This is a genomic window from Pseudomonas sp. 13B_3.2_Bac1, from assembly GCF_025466205.1.
GTDB lineage: Bacteria > Pseudomonadota > Gammaproteobacteria > Pseudomonadales > Pseudomonadaceae > Aquipseudomonas > Aquipseudomonas fluorescens_H.
Map to the genome: position 1 here is coordinate 1 of NZ_JANLOG010000091.1, position 24,446 is coordinate 24,446.

The following is a 24,446-nucleotide window of genomic DNA, read 5'->3' on the forward strand; positions in this document are numbered from 1 at the left end:
GCCCCCCCCCCCCCCCCCCCCCCCCCCCCCCCCCCCCCCCCCCCCCCCCCCCCCCCCCCCCCCCCCCCCCCCCCCCCCCACAGGGGGGTTGTCGTGATTTCAAATGAGCCGTCAGAGATCCAGCACCAGCGGCTGTTCACTCTGCGCCGGCACCGCGCAGCAAATCAGCACCTGCCCCGCTTCCGGCATGTCTGCCGGGGGCTGTGGATAATTCACCGCGCCACTGACCAACCGCGTCTTGCAGGTGCCGCACGAACCTCCACGGCAACTGAACTCGGGGCGCAGGCCACGGCTTTCCGCCAGCTCCAGCAGACTGCCGACGTCCGGCTGCCAGCGCGCTTCTTTGGCCGAGCGTTCGAACACTACCGGTACCGAAGTGCTGGCGGCCGGCGGCTGCTCGATGACCACGGCATCCGGGTCCGGCTGGCGCTTGAGCGTCGAAGGGCCGAAGGTTTCGGCATGGATCCGCGCATCGCGAATATCGAGGTCGCGCAGGCTGTCATAGACGCTTTGGGTAAAAGCGCCGGGGCCACAGACCGCAAAATCGATCTGGTCGTAATCCTCGACGTCCAGCAGATCGCGCAGCACCGCAGCGTCGATGCGCCCGCGCAGATCGAAATCTTCGCCCTCCTGCAGATAGGCCTCCGGCTGACTGAGCAAGCGCACCACCCGCACGGCATCGCCAGCATTTTCCAGCAAGCGGTCCAGTTCCTGGCGAAACGGTTGATCAGCCAGGCTGCGCGAACTCTGCAGCAGCCACGTCGGCCGGATTCTGCGGGTGCGCAAGCCTTGATAAATCACCTCACGCAGCATCGACAGCAATGGCGTGATACCAACCCCCGCTGCCAGCAACACCAGCGGTCGCTGCTCCAGCGGCGCCACCGTGAAGTGCCCCTGTGGCGCCCGCGCCTCGAGGATATCGCCGACCCGGATCTGCTGATGCAAATGGCCTGAGACCAAACCCTCACGTTTCACACTGATACGCAGGAAATCATCCGATGGCGCACTCGACAGGCTGTAAGTGCGAATAGGCGTTTCATCACCCAGCTTGAAGCGCAGCGGCAGATGCTGGCCGGCCTGAAACACCGGCATCCCCGCGCCATCGTCCGGTTGCAGATAAATCGAGCGGATATGCTGGCTCTCCCTTTCGATGCGGGTCACTCGCAGCGGCCGCCAGCGGTCCCCCAGTGCCTTGGCCTGCAAGCGTGCATCGGCCTGGGCCCAGGTGCCGGTCAACAGGCTGGTGGGCGACATGCCGTCGAAGCGCCAGCGCAGGGCCAGTGCCGCCGGACGCCACACCCGTTGCTCCACCTCGAATGTCCACAGGCGTTCAGCGCCTTGAAAGGCTTCGATCTGCGGCCCTTCCAGAATGATCTCGGTACGCCCGCTCAGTTGCAGCAGATCGCCTGTGGAAAAGTCGATGAACAGCAGTCCCGCACGGGGGTTGAGCAACAGATTACCGAGGGTGTTGAAGTGCAGATTGCCGGCGAAATCGGGGATGGTCAGGCGATTACCCTCGACCCGGACAAACCCGGGCTGACCGCCGCGATGGGAAACATCCACCGCACGCTGCCCGTCGACCTCGACGTAACTGGCGACGAAGAAGGTGTCGGCGCCTTCGATCATGGCCCGGGCCGCGTCATCGAGACCATTGCCATGCTGCGCTGGCCGCGTCTGCGGATCACTCAGCGGCACGCGCTGGAACTGGCGCAGTTGAATGTATTGCGGACAGTTGCCGAACGACTGATCCACCGTCACCGCGAAACCGCTGGCGTCGAAGCTGCCGACGCGACCGTTGAGACGATTGCGCCGCCGGGTGTGCAACTCGATGCCGAGCAAACCGATGGCGGCGCCGTCGTGCAACTGCGCCGGATCATCGGCCGCCGGCAGGCTGGACAATTGCAGGTGCTGCGGATCGGGCGAACCGGCAAACCCCGGCGCGCCTTCGAGCACGCTGGCCCATGGACGCCCCTCGGCATCGACCGCGCCGTACAGCATGAACGGTAATTGCGCATAGAACGCGCGGTGTTGGTCCGGCATCCAGTCGCGAATCACCTTGCGGCCGAAGGTTTCCATGCGTTCGGCAACGCCGACATGGGCCTGCAGTTGTTGCTCGCCAGCGTGCCACGGTGAACGTTCCATCACGCATCTCCCCGCGCCGCTGGCGCACTGTGGATAACTCGATCAGATCGGGCCGAACCCTCAAGCAGTCTTCTGCAGACCGGCGACGGTACGCGGCATGCCGACAAAACCGGGCAAGGCTTCGGCACGCGCCAGCCAGGCACGCACGTTGGCGTAGTCATCCAGCGACACGTTGCCTTCCGGCGCATGGGCGATGTAGCTGTAGGCGGATACGTCAGCGATGGTCGGCTCGCTGCCGGCGAGGTACGGGGTCTTGCCCAGTTCCAGTTCCATCACCTTGAGCAGGTTGTGCGCGCGGGTAATCAGTTCCTCGGCATTCAGTTGCGCGCCGAACACCGTGACCAGGCGTGCTGCCGCCGGGCCAAAGGCAATCGGCCCCGCCGCTACCGACAACCAGCGCTGGACCCGCGCCGCGCCCAGCGGATCGGTGGGCAGCCAACGGCCATTGCCGTACTTGAGCGCCAGATACACCAGAATCGCGTTGGAATCGGCCAGCACCACGCCGCCATCGTCGATCGCCGGCACCTGACCGAAACTGTTGATCGCCAGATACGGCGCCTGCTTGTGCTCACCCTTGGCCAGATCGACCAGGATCAGTTCAGTCGGCAGTTGCAGCAGGGACAGCATCAGCTCCACCCGATGGGCGTGGCCGGAACGCGGGAAGTTGTAGAGTTTGATCGCTTGCATGGTCGACTCCGCTGGAGATGGCGCCGTTCGGGATGGCAGCGCCGATGGAGGCCATCTTCCACCCATCCTCAAAGCAACAGAATCACCAGCAATCGCAATCGATTATTTCACCGGATGAAACAACGCCGCGTTCTGTAGCGCTGGATGCTCACGCAGGGTCTTCACCGCATGGTCGACAAAACTGCGCACCCGCGCCGGCGCCTTGCGGCCGCCTTGATACACCACGTGGATCGGCAGCGGCGGCAGTTCGAAGTCGGCGAGGACGATTTCCAGCTCACCTGACGCCACCTTGCCGGCAACTTGATAGGACAACACCCGGGTCAGCCCCAACCCCAGGCAGGCCGCGGCAATCGCCGCCTGATTGGCGGTGACTACCAGCCTCGGCTCGGGCCGCACGCTGATCGCTTCGCCCTGATCCACAAACGGCCAACTGCGCAACTGGCCGATGGACGAAGTCGCCACCACCGGCGCGCCGGCCAGCGCCTGCGGATGCTCGGGACGACCGTGCTGGGCCAGATAGGCCGGCGAAGCACAGATCACCCGCCGCACCTCGCCGACACGGATCGCGTGCTGATTGCTGTCCGGCAACTCACCGATGCGCACCGCGACATCAATGCCCTCCTCGACCATGCTCACCACCCGATCGACCAACAGCGCATTGATCGAAACGTCCGGGTACTGCGTCAGATAGCCGGCCATCAGCGGCGTGACGAACAACTCGCCGAACAAAACCGGCGCCGTCACCGTCAATTGCCCACGGGGCTGGGCGTGACTGCCGGCCGCCGAATCCTCGGCTTCCTGCACCTCGACGAGAATTCTCCGACAGTCTTCCAGATAACGCTGACCGGCCTCGCTGAGGTGCACATTGCGCGTGGTACGAATCAACAACTGCGTACCGATGCGCTGCTCCAGCGCCGCCACCGCCCGGGTGACACTGGCGGCGGACAAACCCAGACGACGCGCCGCTGCCGAGAAGCCCTGCTCCTGGGCCACCGTGGCGAAGATCTGCATTTCCTGGAAGCGGTCCATGGATGTCCTCGAATCAGATACAAAAATCGCAGCCGAGGCTGCGATTTTTGCGGGTTGTGACGAAACAATAAAGATGGTCACAGCACCCCGCAAATTCCGCGGCCTGTAGGGCCTTACAGTGCCGAAGCATTGAAAATTAAGATTGTCACAGAACTCTGAATTTTTAAAAAAGAAGGGTCGCTGCAAACAATAAAGTTTGTCACAAGGCTTTGGGGGGAGGCGGTAACTCTAGTTGTGACTTGGCGGTGGATGCCGCGAAAGCACGCATCGTCCTCCCCAGCCGCTAGTCGCTTCGTCTCTCACGAGGTTTCACCGATTGTAGCTGCCATGGCATGATTCCAAGTTGCCATTACCAAGCTGAGCGGATGGCACGATTATTTGGGCGCACCTCGTATGCCCTTGCATCTCATAGCCTGGTAGTGCCCACGAGAAGGTGAATATGGTTTCAGTCATGGATGTAGCAAAACCGCGCCTGGGAATCTGGACACAGCATTTTTTGTCCAATCGCAGCCTCCTCGAACCTGATGGTAGACCTCTGTATGCCTACCGCACCTCAGACCAGGAATATGCTGCTCTTTCCGAACTGCTGAAAAATCACGAACTCAGCCCCCGAGGATTAGACAGCGCCGCCTTTTCCATGGCATGGCTGCTCTACGCTGCCGAATGGTGGAAACGCTCCTACGAGGGAGGCGCCTGGGCCTGGAATCCGCTATTCGCAAACCTATCGCTGACTTTTCCTGGGTACGCAGCCTGTCAGCAGTACGTAATCTCCGGGAGGAAAGTGTGGCGCCTTTCGGCTGAGCTAGGGCGTGGAAAGCGTTATCTAGGCTTGGTTGCGATTCAGGGCGGACTGCCATTGCGTTTGATCGAGTCGTCCCACGGCAACCTGGTTCGCTTGTTAAAGGCCGTTCTCCGTCAAACCATCACCTGCCGCCTTACCGACGAAGTTGTACAGGCAGAGATCCAGCACCATTGTGAGCTTCTTCCATCAAGCTATCGCCAGCCGACGATTTACCGTCTGCTAGCGGAGGTGGTTCAAGCAGTCCAAGGCTTGCACCACAGTTATTGTTTACATGAGGCTCAAAACCCGGTTGAGGTTCTCGATTCACGCTACCCGCAATGGATGGACCAGTTTCCGCTTCGTCTCGATGATGACTCGGCCCGAAGCCTACTCACTGGGCTGATCGAGGCAGCAGTTGACGCAAGCCGGAGTGGGTCTCGTATCCCTGTACAGATGCGGCGCTCCCTACGATTTGGAGCCGAGGGCAATTGCCGCCTGGATGCTGCAATCGATATCGCGCCTCGAACCACGCCCCAGGCATTTGCTGATTTGTTCAATTGCTCGTCAACAGATCTGCTGCCGCCATCGTTTGAGCTCACTGTTGAGGTTGGCGGCCGGGAGTTCCACCTCGCTGACGGTGTTTGCCGCGATGGTGCCGTAAGGCTTGTTGCCCGCCCGCTGCCCACTTCACTGGCCAACTCAACTCTTTCTGCTCGCCTCAGGCTGATTCGTCTGGGTAAGACCCTGTTTGACGCCCCGCTACCAGGCAGTGACACGCTTGAACCCGACATGCCATGGGTCTTCAAAGATGCAGCACCAAACGCTCCGCTGGTGGCCATGGGAAGCTGTAGCACGCGTGACGCTAGCGTACTTTTGTGTCTCCCAACGCGAGCTACGGTCTTCAATCAAGACTCAGACTTTGATGATTTGTCATCCCCGGTACCAGAACGCAACCTTTACCGAGTCCACTCTGGGGTTACGCGTGCATCGCTTGCGGATGGCGTCTACCGCATCCGGTGCGCCCAGGAGCGCGACGATGATGGAATGCTTTGTTGGGGCGGACACCTCATAGCGGAGCGGTCCGAACCGGTACCAACTTACAGAGGTATGCCGTCGCTGCGCCGCCTAGCTGCAAGTGGGACAAGCCCATCCATCGCACAAGGCGAGTTTCTGTGGAAGACGAGCGGTAACCCATCCGTCGTTTCATTTCGCTCACCGCCTGTGGGGATGGGGACCCTTTTATGGAAGTATGCCGACACGATACAGACTCGGCTGAAAGTGGTTTGCCTTCCCGCCGATGCTTCGGTCGAGGTAAGCGCGGAGAGCGATAGCCGAGGCGGTGTTCTGTGGCTCCGATCTTGGCCAGCTCTGGGTGTGGGTTGTGAAAGCGACTCCTGCAATCTGGTAGCAGAGCGAGTAGGACGCGATTGGAAGCTCACTTTGCGGGCACAGGATCACTCCGTGCCGGCGGAGGTGACCCTCACCGTTGCCTGGCCAGGCAGCCAAACGCAGCATCTGATAGTCCCCTTTCCTGCCACCGGGGCTGTCTTTCTTGATCCTGAAGGGAGACGGGTGCAGCCCCATCAGCGGATTGATCTTAACGACCTACTCGGTAGTCGCCTTCGGCTACTACCCGGGAAGCATCGCCGACACTGGCAGGTCTGTTTTTTGCTTCGAGTCGGCACGGGAGGCCATCCGCTTCTGACCCGGACTTTAGACTACGGTGTGTCTGAAGAAATCCGGCTGTTTGACTACATTCGGCCGATTCAGGAAATGCTCGCTTGCACCGAGGCGCTCGATGCAACAGTGACCATCGAATGTCAGGAGCTCAATACGTCGGTGGCCTCGATTCAGGTGGGGCGTTACACAGCGAAGCTTCAGCGCGACCTCGAAACGGGGGCTGTTTGCTTCCCACACGCCGAGCGGATACCGGAGGGCGGGATTGAAACGCTTGGCATTTTTACGGTTCCCATCTCACATCCAGACGTTGTTCCCGAACAACTTAAGCAAGCTCGATCGGAAGACTCGCACTTGAGGCGCTGGTGGTTTAATCCAGACAGTCGTGAGCCGGGGCCTTGGCTGATTTTTCCCGACAACACTTCTAGATCGGCATTTCGCCCCTTCATCTGGTCTATTAGCCAACCATACGGCCAGCCCCAACCAAAGCTTTCAGGGCTTAGCTTGGCGTTGTCACTAGCAACAACCGAGGAGCGCTATGCCGCACTCTCTGCCGCGGCCGAACACCTAGCTGCTCACCCCGAGGACGACGATTGGTTCCTGCTCGAGGCCATCGTTGAGAACCTGGGGCATCTGCCCTTGTCCGGATTGGACGTCTGGCGCGTCTTCTCTAAGAAACCACGGGCGATGATCATGGCGTTGCTTCATTGCGAGGGCTTTGCCGAAAAGCTCGCGGGCAGAGTCTCCGAGGAGCTTCCTTTCGAATGGCTATTGGGCTCCCCGGCCGACTGGGTCGCTTGCGTTCGTATACTTCAGTCATACTCGCTTGCCGAAGGTAGAATCAGAGGGTTTGCACGCACCCTCCTGGAATGTAGGTCCTCGATGGAGATCGCACAGCCAGGGCTTCTGTTGGCGATTGATCTTGCACGCCATCTGGTAATGGATACAGATGATACGTCCGCTAAGAGGTTGATCACTTCACCTCGATCATTAGTGGCCCAACAACAGCACGTTCTCAACGAGCCTAAGGGCAGTTCTTTCCATACGCTGCTCCGCCGTGATGATGACGAGTGGCCCAGTTTGTTCAAGCATGAAATCGCCACTTTTCTAAATATAACTGCCGTTCAGGCGTTCTTTGAACCCTTCACACTGTACCGCGGAGACTATAAGTGGTCAGTCATCGGTTTCCCTATCTGGCTTGGCTTTGAGGTTGCCCAGGACCGGTCATACCAATGGCTGGCCAACACGGAGCGCCTTCATGCCCTTCGCCTCTACCGTGACTTTGATCGCGAATGGTTCGATACCGCATACCGTCTCGGCCAAATTCTGGCTTTCAGTACTGATAGCGCAGTGCTTAATTAATCGGAAGGACCCATATGACCTATTTCGAATCCCTGATCGGTGAACTGCGCAATCGAAGTACCCGCGCCATTCAAAGCTTGTTGGCGCTTAAGCACCCAGCCCTTCGTGAACACCTCACTCAGCAGCTGATGGGAGAACCGGGGAAGAAAGGCGCGATTCTCGCCGACCCGGTGTTTGAGCCCACGTTCGGTTGGCGAAAAAGCGAGGAGTCGCTCGGCACTCTTGAAGGCAACTTGCTCCACTCTAGTCTCGTTCGCAACATGGTTTCGCCGCTGGGTTCGGCGAATGTGGATCCGTTCCCTCGTGATCGAAAGGTCTACAGCCACCAACTCGAAGCTTGGCAGGTCCTCGGGGACGAGAAGCCAAGGTCACTGGTTGTAACCAGCGGCACCGGCTCGGGTAAAACCGAGTGCTTCATGGTGCCCGTACTGGATAGCCTGGCCCGGGACGCTGCTCGTAATGGCACTCTCCAGGGCGTGCAAGCGTTGATGATTTATCCCCTCAACGCCCTCATCAGCAGCCAGCAAAATCGGCTTGATGCGTGGACCGACGGGTTTGATGGAAAGGTTCGTTACTGCCTGTATACCGGGGGATTGAATACAGCGGTAAAGAAAGGTTCGTCGCAGACATCTAAGGGCCATGTTCCTGACCGCACGACTTTGCGAGAAAGTGCTCCGCCCTTGCTGGTCACCAACGCAACCATGCTCGAGTACATGCTGGTGCGAAAAGACGATGCTCCGATTCTAGAGCAGTCGGCCGGCAAACTTCGCTGGATCATCCTCGACGAGGCGCACACGTACGTTGGTTCCCAAGCGGCGGAAATGGCGCTGCTATTACGTCGCGTGATGTACGCGTTCAAGGTCGAGCCGAAAAATGTGCGTTTCATTGCTACGTCGGCAACCTTTGGTAGCGACCAAAAAACGATCGACTCGCTCAAATTGTTTCTCGCAAATATGGCTGGTGTCGACATCAGCCAAATCGAGGTTGTGCAGGGCCACCGCGAGGTTCCCACCCTACCCCATGCTTCCCGCGAGCACGATCTGAGCTTCAATGACATTGCCGCGATTGACGCTGGTCAAGTTGCTAGCCCCAAGCGCTACGAAGCACTGGCTAACCACACATTGGCACGATCCCTTCGGTCCGCATTCAACACCGAGTCCGGTACACGAGTGAATAAGTTGAGCTCATTGAGCACGACATTTTCTGGGTCGGTGCCGTCTGAAAGCCTGCTGGCCTGGCTTAGCATATTGTCGGGCACACAAATGCCAGACGGTATTGATGATCCGTTCTTCCTCCCTCTTCGCCTTCATTTGTTCCACGACGTGCTGCAGGGGCTGCAAGTCTGCGTTGACAGAGCATGCCCAGCTAAGGCGAACACTCCCTTGGCTGATCCTGAGTGGCCATATGGACTCGTGCACACCAGTGACCGCACAGAGTGCTCTTGCGGCGCGCCGGTGGTTAGCCTGGTGAGCTGCGGTTCATGCAATGAGGCGTTTCTGCTGGGGCGACAGACCAAGGCCGGGGGTGTTTCAAGTGTGCCGCGCGATGCTGTCGACGAATTCGCCCTGGATCTTGATCGAGAAACGGACGATGAGGAAGAAGACCAAACCTCGCTTCCCAGTGGCGGTGGCCAGCGCTGGCTCATCGTCAACCGGAAGACGCAGCTCGAAACGGAAGATCGATGGCTTGACCGGAAAGAGCACCGTCTCTGCGATCATCAGCCAGAAGGCGACTCAGCCCTTCTCGAAATTCTGGTGCTCGCAGGCTTGGATCAATGCCCTTGTTGCAAAGATGAAGCGCCCCAGAACGCCCTGTTCCGTAGTGCTGTCATCGGTACCCCCCTTCTGCTCAGTACCGTGATACCCGCACTGCTCGATTTCTGTCCCGCCGACAAAGACGGTGCGCTTACCAAGCCCTTCAGCGGGCGGAAGATGATTTCATTCACCGATAGTCGCCAAGGTACCGCGCGTATCGCAGCCAAGCTGCAACAGGACTCCGAGCGGCTTCGAGTGAGAAGTCTCATCTATCACCATTTGCTCAACGAGGATCCGGGCGGCCAACTCCCGCCTGACGAGGAAGAAGAGCTGGCGGAATTGATTGCCGACGAGGAGGAAGAGCGCTTAAGGGATCGAGACAAACGGCGTTTGCAAAAGCTGCGGGATATTAAAGCCAAGCTGCGGTCAGGTGCGGTGCTTTCCTGGGACCAACTGTGCCGGATGCTCGCTATGTCTCGGGACGTTGGCGGAGGGATATTGACCTACTACACCAAGCTGGCTGACGAGTTATTTTCTGCCAATGTCGGTGCAACTGAGTTGGCAGGCATCTTTCTGGCCAGAGAGTTCATGCGCCGACCCAAGGCCCGAAACAACCTCGAGACGATGGGCTTGGTAGAAATTGTGTACCCACAGGTGGGCGCGGTCACCGCTCCGACTGGCTGGCCGGGCACTGATGCCGATTGGCGTGCATACCTCAAGGTGCTGCTGGACTTCTTCGTCCGGGAAAATACCTATGTACGCATTCTTCCCGAGTGGCAACGTTTCATCGGCACGCGCTTCATGGCCAAATCTCTCCTGTCGCCCCAGACCGAAGCGTTGGATGCGAGCTCGAAGCGGCTGTATCGCATTTGGCCAAGCGTCAGAGTCGGACGCAAGCGTCAATCCCGCCCGATTAATCTGCTCTGCGACGCTTTCGGGCTCTCTCCCGATACCAGCGCGGATAAGTTGGATTACTTCCTTCAGGAGGCATGGAAAGCTCTCACGGACACCACGAAGCTGCTCACCGGCGAGGCGCGAGGTGTTCAACTTGATCTCAACAAGCTCCACTTCCGGCTCAGCAGTACAGTGTGGCAATGCCCTGTCACCCGCAAATTCCTAGACACGGTTTTCGCGAACCTCAGCCCGTATGGTGCCGCCGGCTCACAAAACTCTGCAGTGCCTCTGCCTCAGTTTCAGATTCCGAAGTATCCGCACTCTAACGCTGGAGCAAAGACCGATGTTGAGCGCATCGCCGAAGCACGGCAGTGGCTGGTCACTGACCCCACAGTGAAAGCATTGCAAGACGAAGGCCTATGGTCAGATCTCCATGACCGTATCATAGAGAGCGCCCCCTATTTCCGTGCAGCAGAGCACTCCGCGCAGCAGAAAGACCTGACACTTCGGGACTACGAAAAACAGTTCAGCGAAGGTCAGATCAACTTACTTAGCTGCTCAACCACCATGGAAATGGGCATCGACATAAGTGGGATCTCTGCCGTCGCAAACAACAACGTGCCTCCCCAACCTGCTAACTATCTCCAGCGTGCGGGGCGGGCAGGCCGTCGTGGTGAAGGTCGTGCCATCGCGCTCACCGTATGCCGCCGCACTCCCCACGACCAGCATGTATTTGCCAAACCTGATTGGCCGTTCGTGACGGATATGGTCGTTCCAAAGGTGTCCCTGCGCAGCCCCGATCTAATCACCCGTCACCTGAACGCGTTCCTGTTGGCGTACTGGCTCAAGGAGGTGCTGGGTTACGAAGAACTACGCAGTATGACTGTCGGCTCATTTTTCACCTGTAACGATCAAGAGTCAGGACATAGCGCCTCGCTGGCCGAGAGGTTCAGCTACTGGTGCAGGCATGACGCGCCAACCCTGGAACCGGTATCTCGCCAGTTGAAAGCCCTCGTGGACAGTACGGTGCTTGCCCTGACTACGCCTGAGGTACTTAGCCGCCGGACAGCAGAGAGCATCGCCAATATCACTGAATCATGGCTGAAGGAATATGAGTACGCCATACAGGAGAAGGCCTACTTTGAGGGGTGCAATGAGGCGAAAAGTGCCGCCTTGCGTGCCCTGATGGCTCAGCTGGATTTGTTGACGGGTGCCTACCTGTTGAAAGAGCTCGCCACACGGCGATTCCTGCCAGGCTATGGTTTCCCCACGGATATCGTAACGTTCAACCCTATCTACAAGACACCGAAGGCGAAGGGCAAAGGGGTAAGCCAGCGCGAGGATAAATGGGGTCAAAGCCGGGACCTTCCTTCACGGGATCGGATCACAGGATTGCGGGAATATGCCCCCGGCGCCGAGATCGTGCTGGACGGACTGGTGTATCGCTCTCAGGGTTTAACCTTGAACTGGAAGCTGCCTGCTACCCAGGACGATGTAAAGGAGGCTCAGATGTTCAAATGGGCCTGGCGCTGCAACGCCTGTGGAGCAACCGGAAGCACGTTCATGCTTGAGCCGAGCAATTGTGAATGTTGCGGCAGCGACCTCAAAAAAAGCGAAGTTTGGCGATACCTCGTACCCAATGGCTTTGCCGTGGTATTCGGTGACCTACCCCACACAGATGTTGACCATCCTACGTATGTCCCAATTCAGCCTGCCCGACTGAGCGTCAATGAACCTTGGGTGCCTCTGGCAAACCCGGCGAACGGTTTTTTCCGCGCGAGTGATAAAGCCCACATGTTCCACCATACGGCCGGGGCATTTAATACAGGCTTCGCCTTGTGCCTCGAGTGTGGCCTGGCGGAGCCGATGCTCTCGACTCCCGATCCTGACGTGCCCGAGGGCGAGTCGACCTTGCCTGGAATTTTCCGCTCGGCCTCGAGGGCGCATCGGAGGCTCCGCGGAGGAAAGTATGACGATAAGCCCGAGCCATGCCCGGGGCACACTAACAGGTGGAAAATTCAGTCAAATGTCAGACTTGGGCATGACGGCGAGACAGATGCAATCGAATTGCTTTTGCGCAATCCTACGACCGGCGCATGGCTGAGGGACAAGGTAGCGGCCTTCACCATTTCAGTCGCCCTGCGCGAAGCAATTGCCAAAGCCACAGGCGTTCTCCCTGAAGAGCTCGGGTTCAGCACCCGCCAAGTGGAATGGGAGGGGCAAGCTGTGCAGCTCGTACAAGTCTTTGATCAGCGCAGCGGTGGGTACGCGACCCAGGCAGCCTTGGAAATCAATACATCCGACATTTGGCACGACGTAGAGAAAACCCTAAATTGTCCGCATTGCCAAAGCGCATGTGAGAATTGCCTGATTGGGTTTGATACTCGCTTTGATGCCGACAATCTTGACCGACTCAGGGCACTGGAATGGATAAACGCTGCGTGGCGCCATGGCCTCTCGCTTCCTGATAATGAAAAAGCCTTTGGGCCAGGCAGCGTCGCGGAGACCACAGGTCTGCTTGAAGCAGTTGCAATGCACCTCGCGAAGCACGGCTCAGGTACGGTCAATCTTTACTTGCAGGGTACCCCTGAGCAATGGGACTTGGCGCTGGCGTCTACCCTGCTCGACCGGGTAGCCTCCTGGTGCGCCGAGAAATTGTCAGTACGCCTTATTGCAACCACGGGGATGTTAGAGCTGCTCGGTGAAGGCAATCGTTACCGCCTGGCCGCCCTTGTAGACAGCGGCGCGTCTTATGGTGAAGTCCCAAGGTCCCATATGATGAGTGGAAACACCCATTTCAGCTTGGTATCCCTTGAGCTACCAGACTCAATGATTGCCTGGGCGAGTAAGGCTGAATCCCTAGGCATTCCAGTGGACTCGTGGGCTCGAAACGTCGATGGCTGCCTGATCGTTCGAGGTAACCCAGATCACTCAGCAACTAAACCACACAACTTTGCGGCAACAGAAATTCGGCCTATATCCGGCGATGCTGAAATCGACATCGCACCAACAGATCTGGACGGCAAGCTGATTGGGTTTGGCAAGCAATTCTGGTCGTTGCTCACTGAGCGCTCACCGGCTCTGCGCACTGCCTTCGCTCAACAGGACGTTCTGGAATGCATCGAGTACTCCGATCGGTACATCCGCAACCCATTTACCGTGGCACTGTTCGTTGAGGTAGTTGATGCGCTGCGCCAAGCTGTCACTGAGGCTACTTCAAGCCCGCGAGTGATTGTTACAGGCCAGCAGTATCAGTCCACGTTCCTAGCACCCACACTTCTATGGCACGACTGGCCCAGCCATAAGCAGCGCGATGAAGCGATGCAAGCAGCGTTGGAGTACGTGGGTTTTTCCTCTGAGGTGCGAAGCGATCTGGCCATCGACCACGGGCGTATGTTGCGCTTAACGTTTAATTCTGGCCGCCAAATTAGAGTCCGCCTCGATATGGGCTTCTCCTACTGGCGAATGGATCGGCAACAAGGCCAACGGTATCGAAATGTTTTTGGATTTTCAGAGGAGACGGTAAGGCAGGGAGAAGCATTGAACCGACTAGTCGTCAACGTTGCGGTGACTGAGCGCTGGAACACCCAGGTGTTTGTTCGGTTGTGACATTGCGCGAGGAATTCCTTAAGCAGTAACTGTCGCAGCAGGTGTCCAGAATCTGGGCGCTTGCCTCCGATATCTCATGCTTTGAAACTTGGCACAAATCATTCTTAAGCAGCTCGTGCTGTTCAAATACATTCGAAGTTTGTCGACAAATGGATTTTTAGTTCAATGACAGTACATCACTCTCGTATTCAACACGGAGTCGGTCAAGGCTCCTTTCATTCTGCCTCTGTTTTTTTCAATGCTCCGACTGAAGGATCGCGTTTCGACTACGTCTACGACTGCGGTGCTCTGAAGAGCGGGCGAAAGACAGTTGAGCTTGAGCACAACCTAAGACGCATCTGGGTAGATTTTCGGTCTGGAAGTGCAAAGCCCGTGATTGATCTTATGATATTGTCCCATTTCGATTGGGACCATATGAACGGAGCCAACGAACTCATAGATCAATTCGAAGTGGATAGAATCGTCCTACCGTATCTCGGGCCTGTAGAGTTGGCTGTTATTCTTGCCAGTCAAGCAGCGTCTATCGACGATCACACCGTTTCCGATCTGCACAGCATCGCGGTAGGTGGGAACAGTCTCTGGGGCACTCCCATTACGATGGTAGAAAAAGGGTCGCGCCAAGAGCGTCCGGACATTCCTGAACGCCCCTTCAAGCCTGAATTTCTCGAGCAGAACACCCGCACCTCCGAAAATGCCCCTTCTGGGCGTGCAACCATTCGTGTTGACGGCCCTGGCGGGACAATGGAGCGTGTGATCCCAGATGACAAGGACCTACTCGCAGGCAACACCGCCACATCTCACAGCCTTGACTGGAAGATTAGATTTTGGAATAGAGGTCTCAACGTCAAACTTGGAGACCTGATTCAAAGTGAACTCGCCCGCATCGGGTTTCCGGTAGCAGCATTAAATGACAAGGTAAGAGGTGCCAAGGACATCGTTGACTGGCTGAATGTGAAGCCGCGGAGGGGCCGTTCCAAGAAGGGGCATGGTGGAAGGAAATCCGCAGCACCAAGTTCTAATCGAGACCTAGCAGTTTCGGCCTACAGAAGCGCTTTGGACAAATTCAGTCCAGGTTGGCTAAAGGAGGCTGAGGGGAAGCGCCTTAGTAACTTCTTGTCGCTTGGGATGTACTCAGGCCCAAACTTTGAGACTGACGACGAGAAAATCCAATACTACCGGTTACACGAACATCCCTCTTATGAGAACTGGAACTGGTACTACGAAGATGACATAGCTCTGCCCGGCTGGATCGGTACTGGTGACGCTCCATTAGGTGAAGCATCGGTCTGGGACGACTTCGAACTGCATTTCAAACACGAGCTTCCACGAACCCAGACGGTTGTTGTCCCACATCATGGAGCAGCTCCTAGGAACGGCCCCCGATTCTACAACCCTAAGCTGAATCATCAGTCGGACCTGTACGCCGTAATCTCCCACGGAAAACGCAATCCGTATGGACATCCGCACCCGTCAGTGCTTTCTCAGATAACAAGAGCAGGCGGGAAGCTAGTGGTTGTAACTGAAGAAACAAGGCACGGTTTTCAAGAGGAGTATCATTTCCTCAAATAGCAGGGCCTCCCAAGGTTTTAGCCGGCTATGGGTGCTATGACGAGAAATACCAAGGTGTGAGCAGTATTTTCTTGGCTAACCTTGAGCCGAGCGCTCGATCATTTTGGAGGAAGACCGTAGGGCTGCCCATTGACTGATATCGCGTGCGCGTCTTCACTGGTTCCCGCGTCGCCATCAGCCACGGCATTAACGCCAACGTCGAACGCTAGTGGGTAGCACTTTATCGAGACCAGTCGCAGCAACTTCGCTGCCGGCAGTCGTTCCATTAAAAGCTGCACCTAAACAGCCAGCCGAAGCATCAGTGTGTTGCCCTGCTCGAAATCAGCACGTGAGAAATGACCAAAGATACGATGCGAATCAGCAGCAATTGAGAACTAAAATCGCCGTTAACTGAAACGCAAAGGAACCGGTAAATGAAACCAATTGAGACGATTTTAGCTAAGTCACTGGAAGGATGGGACGGTGAGTACGCGTCTCACCCTGTCATGGACATCGTGAATACTCTCGTTCGAGACGGTCGCTTTGATGAAACGACCCAGGTGCTCAACACATTCTTCCAGAATCTGCGATCCCCCCAGCTCAATCGATTTGTCCTGCCGAGAATCGCACCAAAAATTCTTAACGAATACGTGTACAAGCAGTCCGGCCTCAACCCAAACGTGATCGATAAGCTCTGGACGGAAGACTCTGTAGCGCAAACTATCAAGGATTGCGCACTGAAGGATGGTGCGCTTGCCAAAGTCGTGGATTCATTTGTCAGCAAGGCACAATCGCTTTCTGAAAAAATCTAGGTCTGTCGCCGCGAGGACAATCATCACCGCTGGAGGATTATCCAGACGGCGCAAGCCGCAAGACCCATCAAGTTCAGCACACCCAGCGTCATCAGCCATTTGAACGACTTGCTCAGTTGCCGATCTTGCCGCTCACCGAGCAGGTCCAACGCTCGCCCGAGCTGCTGGTCTGAAAGATCAAAACGGTCCTGAAAATGTGAGCGCAGATCGGTCTTCACCTGAGCGACCTGTGCATCAAGTGAGTCAACGCTCTGCCGGCTGTGCCGCAGCGACGCCTGAACTTGCTTATGCCCCTGTTCGACCAAGACGCGTTGAGCGCTTGCCTGAATTTCAAGCAGGTCTTGTACCTGCTCGGTGGTCAAAGCTTTACTTTGCAATTTCGCCAGATGGCTACCGATGTTTGATATACGTTGAGCACATGCCAACAACTTGTCTTCCAACACCTGGACATGCTCACGCAGCCCTTCTGTGGCCTGTAAATCAGAGCGATCAAGCCGCTCCTGCAATTGGAGCCAGAGGTCATTTTTCGACTGAGCAACCCGGTTATCCAGCTCGACCAGGTGCTCCTGTTGCTGGCGCAGTGTTGCCTTTACATGCTCTTGGCCGTGCTCAATCAGCATCTTCTGATCTCGAGCGTGAATCTCCAGGGACTGCTGCAGTTGGTCTGCACTCAACACGGTGTCGCGCAGACTTCCCAGATGACTGGCAATGAGGTCAATCGGCTTAAGAAGCTCCTCAAGCTCGCCCAGCTTACTCATCACCTTTTTCTGGCTGAGATTGATGCTATCGAGACTGGAATGAAGCATTTGGCTGGAGCTGGAATTTTTATCCGTGGCCGCTTTAAGGTCCTTCTCAAGCTTCGCCCCATGTTCGCGTAACGGCGCCAAGGGAGCGGACATTACACGGGTCAACAGCGAGGCCAGCTCAACTTCATCAGTACTGGGTTCAGACATAGGTCATTGCCTTGGGAAATGTAAATTACAAAAAACCTGAGTCATCCGAACAGTTTGTCGCGCTCATCACACAAGGCTTTACACCCAAGCAATTGAAGCAACCTGCGCGGTATTGATGGTTCATCACTGATGACTCGTCGGCGCTCAGCCAGTTCTTCATCAAAGGCGTCGTTCAGGTAGCGAGAGAATCGCTCGCCCCGCGCCACCTCTGCGTCCATCTCTTGCTCGAAATCTGAGAGGCGTTTTTTTTGTTGCGTAACGTTTGTGCGGCTTCGCGCGTACCTCCTCTCAGATTCTCGTAACGCTGACTCGCGCGTCGCCAACTCACTCTTCTCGCGATGCAATTTCTCGACTTTGTCGCGCAGAAAACTTTCCACAACATCCCACCAAAGCCCCGCTGTGAAATGGATCGTCAGTTGAGTGGCTCTTTCCATCAAATCGCGTAACTGAGCCCTGTCCTCGTCGAAAGAGTTCGAAAGCCATGGGAAGTACTCGCTGTGCGCATAACCATTGAAGGTTTGGTGCAAGCTGGAAAAACAGCGGTCCAGCTGCTCTCGCAGCTTTTTAGGTGCGCGCTCGACAGGATTTTGCGAACGAATATTGAAGGGAAGAATATCGCGAGCCTCCAAGGCGCCGGCGACATCGATCAGATGGTTACAGCATTCGCTAATACGTTGAATCAGCGCATCGGTATCAGTGGCCAGTCCGCTCAGGTTGGAAATACACGACGGGCAACTGATGCCCTGCTGGCACTTTTGTAAAATCTCCAATCGTTCCTGTAGACCAAAAGACGGCACAAGCGCTTCTGTGACCTTGTCTTTCTGAATGACCACTAGATTCTTGGCCTGCTTCATAAGATCCTTGCGCCGATTCTTGTCGATCATCAAGCGCTCGAGCTCAACGTGCATCCTCTGCGACTCTTCCTGCTTCAGCCGTGTCGCGACGATGTGACTGTCTGCTGCTTGTCGCAGGCGACCATGCACTGTGGCGGAATTGGCGATATCCACCAATAGTTCATCCATCAACTGAGTGTTGATTCCGTCCATGCGCCTGAATGTATCTGGGTCGCCTATCCGGGTGTTTTGCCACGACTCACCAAAGTCGAGTGGAAAATATAGGTGGGCCAGATCGGCACCGTTTCTTAGGTCAATATTGTGGGTTTCGATCTGGCTCATCACATGAGCACGTACCGTAGAGGCATCCAGTTCAGTTTGACATTTTGCCCACTCGACTTCCGACTGCAATGAAAATGAGAACGTGGTGATTATTCGAAAGCGGTTTGGTGTGTAACGCCAATCGCTGATACCAGGCAGAGCGAAAGCCTTGGGATTGAGAAACGACAGATCGTCGAGCTTGCCGACGATAAGAATAAGGTCAGCCATTGGCAGGTAACGGCCAGCGATCTGGCGTACGTGCAAGGCCTCTTGCTGGTTCTGCGGATTATCCCCAGGCAGGTCCAAGATGCGTACCTGAGGACGCGTGCGGGACAGAGCCGAGAAGTACTTTTGCGGAATGCCGACTTCGACGGGATCCTCGGGTGAGGGTAACCCGTTTTCAACGTGGGAACGAAGCTGCGCCAGCTTCTCCACCAATTGCTGCTGGCTGACTCTAATTTGTTGCTGCTGGATCTTCAGATACCAGTTGTCATCCGCGGCACAGCGATACTGCATAGCTGTGGCAGTCGATGACTGCCCAGCGCTACGGCCACCACGCAATACCTGACTGACGCGTGCCAAGTGTTGTTCGTCGATACCCAGCACATTCAGCAGTAGCGTGGTCTTACCCACTTGGGAGCGACCAAATAGCACCACCGATGCCTCAGTACCGCCGTCTGCAAAACACGCACGCACCCGTGGATCGAGACTGTCCATGAACAAGTCGTAAGCACGGTGCGCCCAATCCAGCCGTGAGTCGTACAGGTCTTGCCAGACGGCCTGCAGACTCATGCCAGCAGCGGTCGGCTACGGGTGCCGATTTCGTCCTGCAAATCCAGGCGCAGCGACGTTACATCGGCCAAAGCCTTGCTGATTCGATCGCGGCGCATGAGAGCTTCGTCAAGCCGGTAGCGCACGGTCAGGCTATCGCAAAGACGAGTGCGCACTTGGTCCATCAGAATGTCGAACTGCTCAAGGTAGTGCGCCTGGTAGTGATCTTTGAATCGGCTCAGAGTGTTCAAGGCTTGATCGCGGGTATGTCGGTCCTGGCGATCAACCTCCTTGAGTACGCTGTAGGTCAATAGGCCAATGGCAAACATGCCTGTCACCGCCCCTGTCATCGAAATGCCGGCAGCCCCGGAGCCGATGCCCAATACATCGAGCAATGCCGGAATGGTCTGAATCTGCGCATCGGCAGCCACATCCACAGCCAGCATCAGCGCAAGTCCCTTCACCAGGTTGCTGCCAATCTTCTGCAGCGCAGAGAAATCGTTCTGAATGCGTTCCGCCGCCGCCACTGCATTGTCGCCATCCAACGGCTGAAGACTGCCGGAGTCGATGCCAAACACTTCAGGGAACAGGCTGCCGATCCGGGCAAACTCCAACGTCATGGCCGGAAGCAGCTTGAGACTGTTACACAGCTCTTTGTTCAATTGGCCGATTCGCCCTTCATCATCGCGACCTGGGTAAAACAACACGGCCAGGTTGTCCAATGTATGCGGCGCAATCTTGCTCCACTCTGCGGCGTTCCCCTGATCATCGCTGTAACCCAAACGGGCAACGTGATTGGTTAATCCGCCCTTCGACTCAATGCGCTCAATGAATGCCTGGGGCGCACCCAGCTTTCTGCCCGTAAGCTTGCCAAGCACATCGATATGGGCGTCCAGGTAATTGCCTGGCTCTGCCCATGCCCTCTTGATATCACCATTCAGATTGACCTGTTTCTCGGTGAAGGTATCGAAGACGTTGGCGATTTTGTTGATCAGTCCCTCATGGTTGTTAATCAGGAGTGTTTCCATACAATCTTTAGCGTCATCGTGGTGAACGCTCAGAGATTGCCTCAACCCCCTCTTGTACTCATCACGCAGGCTGTCTCGTGCTTGATCAAAAACCTCCAGGGCTTCCTGAATAATTTGATGCCCACTGTTCTGCTCCACCGCGGCATGCAACGTGAACTTGCTTCGAATGCCAGCCAACGTGTAGTTGAGATCTTGATTAAGCAACTTCTCCAACTGCTGCAACTGTCGCTCGCGATTGACCGGGGTGGTTTCGTGCACATTTGCCAACGCCTCAATCAACTGCGGGCGCCATTGCTCAACACTGCTTTCACTCGAGCCTGTGCAGAGGATCAGACGATCACGATGCTCGGGCGCAATAGCGAAGGCCTCTCCTGCGTTATTGCGCAGCTCCTCCAGCTTGAGTGGAGCGCCGGCATGGCCTTCGGTTTTCGTAACGATAATCAGCGGGGCAGTGCCAATTAGCTGGCTCGTATGCAGATCGCGTTGAATAGCCAGTTGTGAGGCATTAGAAAGACGAAGTTCGTCGGTCACGATAACTCTGCCCGCAGATGCGACCAGCACCTGGCGCATGAGCGTTTGCCAAGATTGATTTTCGTCGTGCATCAGCTCGTATCCGGGCATCAACATGAAGCCCTGACCGTTATGGTTGAAGTAGCGCCGCGGCACTTTCAATACCGCCAGCATCACGTGTTCCAGTAGACCGCCGCTGGCTTTGCGGAACTCCTCCCGAGACTCGGCTTTTCGCTCGACAATTTGGACATGACCAGGCCGAGCTGGATTAGCTTCAAGCACGCGAAGATAACCTTGAGCCTGCTCCACGGCGTCATCTTCCAGAATCAGCACCGACATGCGCTCACCCCGACCTGAGTTGGCCGGCAACCAACCCGTCTCGGGAGACTCCTCATTGTGGTGCAGGTCGTACATCAATCTGATCAGCGTGGTCTTGCCCGCCCCTTGAGAACCACCAATAGCTATCAAATGCTCTTTCGCCAAGAGCTCTGCGAGGAAGAGGCGTCGAATTACCGCATCCATCTGGATATTCAATTCATCATCTTCGAGATAGGTGATCGCTCCACGCAATTCACGGACGACTCGATTCAGATTGGTAAGCATTAACTCAGGGCGATTCATCCAATGCTCCTCGCGGCTTTTTTGCAAAGCGGATAGGCCTGTACGAGCCATGAGGGTTAAAGGATCTAATCTAGTCTCCCTGACCGGCTGTAGCTATCGCTTCAAGATGTTCGACGAAAACGAGAGCGATGATATCACTGAGGCATTACTCGGATAGCCCGCAGTGAGCACGTGACAGCTCAATCAGCGGCTTTCTCAAACTCCCTTAAGCGTCCACCCAACCCACCTTACGTGAGTCAGGCCAGTATCCACTGATGCGGTAACATCTGCCCGATCTCACTGGCCTTCTGGGTAGGCAGCCGCGTCAGTACGTAGACATACCCATATCTCACAATTAGGCAGGAAAATGCCGAAGTTTGGTGATCCAACTTCGAACTGATATTTTCTAGAAAACCGGGTGATTCAGAGCCGAAGATCAACCAACTTGAAACTACCTGTTGACGCTTCCGCCGAATTGATCCACGTGCCAATGCAACACTGACCCACATCCGACCGGACCAACTTCAGCACAGCCGATGGTTCGCAAGGAATAAGACTGGGTCAATGACATCTCAGCAACTAGGTCAATTCGACGGCGGCACCAACACCATCCCCCAGATGCGCCTTACAGGATTGATCCTGATTAGGCGCGGGGGTTATTCGCATGCATTTCAAAAGCTCGACAGATAGTCGAGCCGCGGGATGCGAATCAGGCAGCGAGTTTCAGCTGCGGGAATTGCTTCGCGAAATCTTCTGGCATAGTTGAAAGGATTTCTTGGACCTGATCCTGAGGCAGCTTCTCGTATAGAGACGTCTCAAGTTTCGTCACGCGATCATGGATCGCTACGGAACGATCCCATTGAACGCTGAATTTCTTCGCTGCAACCTTCTGTTCCACAAGTACAAGGTAACGACGCTGATCGTAGGTGTACCTCATGGTCACCTTGCTTGCACGACCGTCATCGTCTGTTTCCATGAAGGTAATTTCGAAGACGATGCCACTCTGAGTTTTTCGAGAAGCGGACTCAACGTAGTCGTCTTCAAAGATATTGTCGATGAGTTCGCTAGGCTGAACGCCACGAGTTACGTGGAGAGTCGTGAGCTCGTCAACAAGCAATTTGATGGATTCAAGACTCATTTCAGCATACCTCTAAGTTCTACCATGATCACCTCCACGTGCTCGATTGACTTGGAGAGTGAGCTGTTGTCGCGTTCAGCGACCTTCCCGAATTTCTTCGCGAGTTTGGCGTTGATAAAGCTCACCAGTATACCGTCATTAGGCATATTCACCTTGGCTACAGGCAGATGGTTCCTAAATTTCGGATAAAGGGTCGATGCTTTTTCATCGAGACCTAAGTCGCTAAGCAAGGTAGCGACCTCATCTTGAGCCTTTTTGGTCAGGATTTCGCGCAGCTGTCTGCGAGCAATCTCTGGCCGTTTGGCAACGAGATTCGGATCGATAATCTGGGCAGCTTTCTTCGTTTCAGCGCTGATGAAGACATTCTTCAACTGTGCCAATACGTCCTCATCGTAGCCCTCAATGCCTGGTAGCGCCTGGACTTTCTGGGTTGCGATAGAGTCAATCTCGGCTCTCTTTGCAGAAAAGATTTTGTTGAAGTCGAGGTCTTCCAGATATGAGTCCTGGTCACTCACGAAGGCTGAGGATGAGGAAACACCTGCCAACGCCTGCTCCTTCCTGACGTATTCCTCGTCAGTGATTGCGTATTCTTTCGTGCGTTGATGCTTGGCCCGGTCGACCTCTTTCTGAAATGCGCTCCACATTGCGTCAAGCCCGGTTTCTTCGTGATAAATCACCACGGCATTGTTATCAATCTCGAAGGCGGTAATTTCTTCTTCTGGGATTGCCCGCAAAACACGACCTACAATTTGGGCGAAGGCGTTAATACTGCGGTACGGACGAAACAGCGCGAGCACCGTCAAGTATCGATGATCGTAGCCTTCCATCAGCATGTTCACAGAGATGACTACATCGCATTGATGGTTGTCGATCACCCTGAACGCCGACTCAATATCACTTGGCTCCATGTCGCTGTGAACAATGGCAGCAGTCAGGTTCTTAGACTCATACCAGGTTCGAAGATCCTCAGCATGTGTGATGCTGCAGCCGACGGCGAGAATCTTGTGAGGGACTTTTGGAGAGGCCTTTCTCAGTTCGTTCAGGTTACTAATGCTTTGATCAATGACGTCTAGCGAGCACTCTTTAGACAGGGCGACACTACGCTCAACCCACTCACGATCCCTGAAGGCCAGTACCTGGTCTTTAGAGAATCGAACCCCTGGCTCCTCTGCGAGCGTGAAGTAGAGCTCGTGTGCGTTCACGGTCTCTTTCCGAAGCCATTTCACATACCTATCTCTCATCACTTCTGAGAGAGGCGTTTCATGGATAAGCTTTCCTGGCACTTCCTGCTTGTCACCTCGGAACGGAGTCCCAGTGACAAAAAGCTTCTTCGCCTTGGAGAAGTGATTCAATGTCTTCTGCCAAGTATCTGCCGGCGCGTGGTGGGCTTCATCGATGATGATGAGATCAAAGAAATCAGTCGGCACACGGTTGGTGAGGGCAGTGCTCCGATCGCTATGGATTTGCTGAATGTTGGAGTAGACGAAATGACTTTGCTCAAGACTGGTCATTAGCGTTTCAGAGTTGTACTCGCAGGTGATGGGCAAATCATCAGCGCTAAAAATCACATCAAAATTGATCCAGAAATTGTCTTCAAGTGCCTCTTGGGTCTTCCGGATACTTTGCTTCGTCACAAGCCCTGGGGTAATGATCAGGACGCGCCCGTTGGCCAGACCAAACGGCACAATAGAGATCAAACCAGTCTTGCCAGTACCTGTAGGGAGAACGATCAGGGCGTCCTCCTCTGGAGAGCTGCCAAAGTGCTCCTGCGCTTTTATGTATGCCTCGATTTGAGGCGTACGAAGCTTGTTGTTACCTAGGATGTTCGCGGCCGTTTCGGTGAAATAATTCATAAGGAGCTCTTCAGTCCAAATTGATCGCGCGCACCATCATGCTCGCTCGGATGAATAGCGTGCAGAGTCTGGGTAAAAAGAAAGAGGGCGTAGGGCCGCGAGGGGGCTAGGGGTCGCATTGAAATATCCATATTTCGGCATTGG

Annotated in this window: 12 protein-coding genes; 4 read left to right on the forward strand and 8 right to left on the reverse strand. The window is 55.8% G+C overall.

What is annotated here, in order from left to right; all coding sequences use genetic code 11:
* Positions 1-111: 111 nt before the first annotated feature.
* The 3 genes from NTD85_RS14700 to NTD85_RS14710 all read right to left on the reverse strand — a co-directional run bounded on the left by NTD85_RS14700 (position 112) and on the right by NTD85_RS14710 (position 3,858).
* Positions 112-2,142, reverse strand: a complete 2,031-nt coding sequence (locus NTD85_RS14700; RefSeq protein ID WP_262142509.1) for a pyridoxamine 5'-phosphate oxidase family protein — start codon at positions 2,140-2,142, stop codon at positions 112-114.
* Positions 2,143-2,202: 60 nt separating this feature from the next.
* Positions 2,203-2,829 (reverse strand): glutathione S-transferase family protein, encoded by a 627-nt coding sequence (locus NTD85_RS14705; protein ID WP_262142511.1) that lies wholly within the window; start codon positions 2,827-2,829, stop codon positions 2,203-2,205.
* A gap of 102 nt (positions 2,830-2,931) precedes the next feature.
* A complete protein-coding gene (locus NTD85_RS14710; protein WP_262142513.1) occupies positions 2,932-3,858 on the reverse strand; it encodes a LysR family transcriptional regulator in 927 nt (308 codons plus the stop codon).
* A 451-nt stretch (positions 3,859-4,309) separates the two neighbouring features.
* On the opposite strand from NTD85_RS14710, the gene NTD85_RS14715 reads away from it, so the two are divergent.
* From NTD85_RS14715 to NTD85_RS14730, 4 genes are all read left to right on the forward strand, one after another.
* On the forward strand, positions 4,310-7,678 hold the full coding sequence (locus NTD85_RS14715) for an STY4851/ECs_5259 family protein (RefSeq protein ID WP_262142514.1): 3,369 nt from the start codon (positions 4,310-4,312) through the stop codon (positions 7,676-7,678).
* A gap of 14 nt (positions 7,679-7,692) precedes the next feature.
* Positions 7,693-13,935: a DEAD/DEAH box helicase gene (locus NTD85_RS14720; RefSeq protein WP_262142515.1), complete on the forward strand. Its 6,243-nt coding sequence runs from the start codon at positions 7,693-7,695 to the stop codon at positions 13,933-13,935.
* A 165-nt stretch (positions 13,936-14,100) separates the two neighbouring features.
* A complete protein-coding gene (locus NTD85_RS14725) occupies positions 14,101-15,504 on the forward strand; it encodes a hypothetical protein (RefSeq protein ID WP_262142516.1) in 1,404 nt (467 codons plus the stop codon).
* A 413-nt stretch (positions 15,505-15,917) separates the two neighbouring features.
* The gene (locus tag NTD85_RS14730; RefSeq protein ID WP_262142517.1) at positions 15,918-16,295 is read left to right on the forward strand and encodes a hypothetical protein; all 378 of its coding nucleotides are present in this window, start codon (positions 15,918-15,920) and stop codon (positions 16,293-16,295) included.
* Positions 16,296-16,318: 23 nt separating this feature from the next.
* Here the strand turns inward: NTD85_RS14730 and NTD85_RS14735 are convergent, their stop codons facing one another.
* The 5 genes from NTD85_RS14735 to NTD85_RS14755 form a co-directional block, all read right to left on the reverse strand.
* Positions 16,319-17,248, reverse strand: coding sequence for a hypothetical protein (locus NTD85_RS14735; protein WP_225136874.1), 930 nt, complete (start codon positions 17,246-17,248; stop codon positions 16,319-16,321).
* 41 nt (positions 17,249-17,289) lie between these two features.
* A complete protein-coding gene (locus NTD85_RS14740) occupies positions 17,290-19,194 on the reverse strand; it encodes a hypothetical protein (protein WP_262142519.1) in 1,905 nt (634 codons plus the stop codon).
* On the reverse strand, positions 19,191-21,332 hold the full coding sequence (locus tag NTD85_RS14745; RefSeq protein ID WP_225136878.1) for a hypothetical protein: 2,142 nt from the start codon (positions 21,330-21,332) through the stop codon (positions 19,191-19,193). Before NTD85_RS14745 ends, NTD85_RS14740 begins: the two co-directional genes overlap by 4 nt.
* A gap of 688 nt (positions 21,333-22,020) precedes the next feature.
* Positions 22,021-22,449 (reverse strand): hypothetical protein, encoded by a 429-nt coding sequence (locus NTD85_RS14750; RefSeq protein ID WP_225136880.1) that lies wholly within the window; start codon positions 22,447-22,449, stop codon positions 22,021-22,023.
* Positions 22,446-24,302, reverse strand: coding sequence for a DEAD/DEAH box helicase (locus NTD85_RS14755; RefSeq protein WP_225136882.1), 1,857 nt, complete (start codon positions 24,300-24,302; stop codon positions 22,446-22,448). The genes NTD85_RS14750 and NTD85_RS14755 overlap by 4 nt, the downstream gene beginning before the upstream one ends.
* Between the last annotated feature and the right edge of the window lie 144 nt (positions 24,303-24,446).